The organism is Pseudomonas sp. GW821-FHT10C09 (genome assembly GCF_059415465.1).
On the sequence record NZ_JBWKNG010000053.1, the window covers coordinates 1 to 3,006 of the forward strand.

4 protein-coding genes and 3 tRNA genes are annotated in these 3,006 nt (G+C 53.1%); all 7 read right to left on the reverse strand.

Features of this window, described 5'->3' with window-relative positions:
* Window positions 1-194: GTP-binding protein (locus AC07N8_RS29375; protein ID WP_493147242.1), on the reverse strand; the 194-nt coding region annotated here is incomplete at its 3' end.
* Between the two features lie 84 nt (window positions 195-278).
* Window positions 279-354: transfer RNA gene (locus tag AC07N8_RS29380), tRNA-Thr, on the reverse strand.
* A 26-nt stretch (window positions 355-380) separates the two neighbouring features.
* Window positions 381-454: transfer RNA gene (locus AC07N8_RS29385), tRNA-Gly, on the reverse strand.
* 24 nt (window positions 455-478) lie between these two features.
* Window positions 479-563 (reverse strand) — tRNA-Tyr (locus tag AC07N8_RS29390).
* 144 nt (window positions 564-707) lie between these two features.
* Window positions 708-1,148: a hypothetical protein gene (locus tag AC07N8_RS29395; RefSeq protein ID WP_483843510.1), complete on the reverse strand. Its 441-nt coding sequence runs from the start codon at window positions 1,146-1,148 to the stop codon at window positions 708-710.
* Between the two features lie 7 nt (window positions 1,149-1,155).
* On the reverse strand, window positions 1,156-1,905 hold the full coding sequence (locus tag AC07N8_RS29400) for a pantothenate kinase (RefSeq protein ID WP_493147238.1): 750 nt from the start codon (window positions 1,903-1,905) through the stop codon (window positions 1,156-1,158).
* Entirely contained in the window at window positions 1,895-2,854 is a 960-nt protein-coding gene (birA, locus tag AC07N8_RS29405; protein ID WP_493147240.1) for a bifunctional biotin--[acetyl-CoA-carboxylase] ligase/biotin operon repressor BirA, read from the reverse strand. Before birA ends, AC07N8_RS29400 begins: the two co-directional genes overlap by 11 nt.
* Window positions 2,855-3,006 lie beyond the last annotated feature (152 nt).

The following is a 3,006-nucleotide window of genomic DNA, read 5'->3' on the forward strand; positions in this document are numbered from 1 at the left end:
GTGTTGATGGTGATACCACGAGCTTTTTCTTCTGGCGCGCTGTCGATTTTATCGAAATCAACGATGGCCGAACCGAAAACCTCGGAGCAAACACGAGTCAGAGCAGCAGTCAGCGTAGTCTTACCATGGTCAACGTGACCGATAGTACCAACGTTAACGTGCGGCAGCGAACGATCGAACTTTTCCTTAGCCATCGAAACAACCCCCAACAAAAGAATTGAGCAAGTAATATCAACCATTAAAACAAAGGCAGATATTTTCATATCTGCCTTGTTATATGGAGCTCTTGAGCGGATTTGAACCGCTGACCTCACCCTTACCAAGGGTGTGCTCTACCAACTGAGCTACAAGAGCGTAACACTTTGCAGGATCTGCAAACTTGGAGCGGGTAGCGGGAATCGAACCCGCATCATCAGCTTGGAAGGCTGAGGTTCTACCACTAAACTATACCCGCGGAGCTTGCAGCTCTCGCTAAAATTGGTGGAGGGGGAAGGATTCGAACCTTCGAAGTCGTAGACGTCAGATTTACAGTCTGATCCCTTTGGCCGCTCGGGAACCCCTCCTAAGCGAGCCGGCATTCTACATCATGCCAGCCTTCTGTCAAGCATTTTTCTCATTAAAAACCTGAGGTTAGCTGCGTTGACACCGCTTTCGCACTGCTGACCGCTAAAGGTCTTCACTGCGAAGCGGGCGCCATTCTATGCAAACTATTCAGCCGGTGCAACCCCCTCACACGGCATTATTTTATGTTTTAACTCATTGAATTCTTTAGAAAGGTTTAACAGCTGCAAATCATCCAGCAAACGCTGGCTTTCGGGGGCCACTCGCACCCAATAACCAGACGACTCGACGGCATCTTTCGGCAAAGACTGATACTTGACGCCTATCTCGCTCAGTCGGCGCCCAGCCACCTGGGCGGTCTCCTGACGAGCAAAGCCACCCAAATAGAGACAACCATTAACCGCCTCTGCAGGCTTTCCTTTATCTCGAGTCGTATCAGCCGCCTCGCTTAACAAGCGAATATCCTGTTGCGCCCCCCGGTACAAGCTCAAAGGCGTTACATCTTTCGCCCGCAGCGGCGCCTCTTGTTGATGCCAAATGTAATAAAAGACGTTGAGTACGAGTAGCAAGAGGAACAACCAGCGCATAAAAACCTCAGGACAATGGACATGCCATCGCTAATCCTACAAAAATCAGGTCTGGAACCAGCCTGGCTTCGGGCACGATTCCGGAAACCAGCGTCGCATCACCCCCGGTAAGGAACACAGTAAACTCATCCCCCCAGTAACTACGCGCCAACTCCAGCTGAGTCAGGACAAACCCCCTCAGCATAAGCGAGCATCCCCGCTCCACCGCTTCGACGGTTGTACGGCCAGGAGCCAGACTTTCGAGCGCTCGCTCGGCAGCCAGGTCACCGTATCGTATTTTGCGAGTATGGGTTCGCAACTGGTTGCGCATTAGGGGCATCCCGGGGCAGATAAAGCCACCGAGGTGCTCCCCGTCCGCAGCAATGAAGTCGGCCGTCACAGCAGTACCGAAATCAAGCACCAGGCATGCAGCGGAAGCCAGATGAAACCCTCCGAGCATTGCCAGCCAGCGATCGAGACCCAGCCGCTCAAACTCTTCATACCCGTTGCGCACCCCGGCCATTTCGCGGGCTGGTGTCGCGCATACCACGGACACACCGAAAGCTTGCGTCAATATAGAAGCTAAAGCGGCGGTTTCTTCAGCCGTTCTAACACTGACCAACCGACAATGCTTAAGTGCAAGCCCATCAAGCTTGCTCAAACTCTCCAACAAAGCATCATCCGAATCAACCACACCCTCACTGAACACCCGCCTGACATCTGCACAGAGCACACGCCATTTGATAAAACTGTTTCCACAGTCGAGCTCAAGAATCATCACGCAACCTCAGACTGAGCTCACCACCACTAAAGACTTTTTCAACGCCATTTACTTTCAAGCGCAAAGCCCCCTGACTGTCGATACCCAATACCTCACCATCTATCTGGTTTACGCCGGCAATCAAAGACACTGCCCGCCCCTGCCAAAGATGGTTTTGCTCCCACTCCGACTGAATAGAGGAAAATCCGTCACGCTGGTGACGAGCCAGGTATTCCTGGAGCATCAAGCCCAATTTCGAAACCAGGTGATTGCGATTAAACGCCTTGCCTGACTCCAGACGCATTGACGTCCATAACTGATCAACCTCTTCAGTCATCTGCATATTGACGTTAATTCCAACACCCAACACCACATGACAGACATCCGCAGGATCACCCACCAATTCGAGCAGTATCCCGGCGATCTTTTTCTGCCCCACCAAAACATCATTGGGCCATTTTAACCCTACTCCCGGAACACCGAGCGCTCGCAATGTCTGCATGACCGCAAGACCGACAACCAGACTCAACCCCTCCAGTTGCCGCATTCCACCGTCAATGCGCAATACCAGGCTGTAATAGACGTTTTCTGCGAAAGGGCTTACCCACTTGCGCCCCCGCCGCCCGCGACCCGCCGTCTGGCGCTCGGCAAGCACCAAAAATGGCGCTGCCTGACCACGCTCGATCGCGCGCAAGGCCTCAGCGTTGGTGGAGTCTATTGAGTCAAAGAGCAAAATTGGCCAGGCACAAGCAGGTGCCTCGTCCGCTATGGCGACAGGATCCAGTAGCGTCAACGGTGCAGCCAGCTGATATCCGCGACCGCGCACCTTATGAACTGACAAGCCAAGCTCAGCCTCTAGATGCTGAAGCTGCTTCCACACTGCACTACGACTGATCCCTAGTGCAGCACCCAGGGTCTGGCCCGAATGGAACCGGCCATCTTTAAGAAGCTTTAACAACGTCAGCATGCAAGTATCGCCTCACAATGAGGCCCGCATGATAGCCATGCCCCGAGCCGTTGCATAGAAACCCGACGAGACGGATTTCCTGCGGGCAAAACAAAACCCCTACCTGCATACGCAGATAGGGGTTTCGGAATTTAATCTTGACGATGACCTAC

Excerpts from the sequence above, each read along its gene's own strand:
- AC07N8_RS29395 (WP_483843510.1), bottom strand. The coding sequence starts at position 1,148 with ATGCGCTGGTTGTTCCTCTTGCTACTCGTACTCAACGTCTTTTATTAC.
- AC07N8_RS29400 (WP_493147238.1), bottom strand. The coding sequence starts at position 1,905 with ATGATTCTTGAGCTCGACTGTGGAAACAGTTTTATCAAATGGCGTGTG.
- birA (WP_493147240.1), bottom strand. The coding sequence starts at position 2,854 with ATGCTGACGTTGTTAAAGCTTCTTAAAGATGGCCGGTTCCATTCGGGC.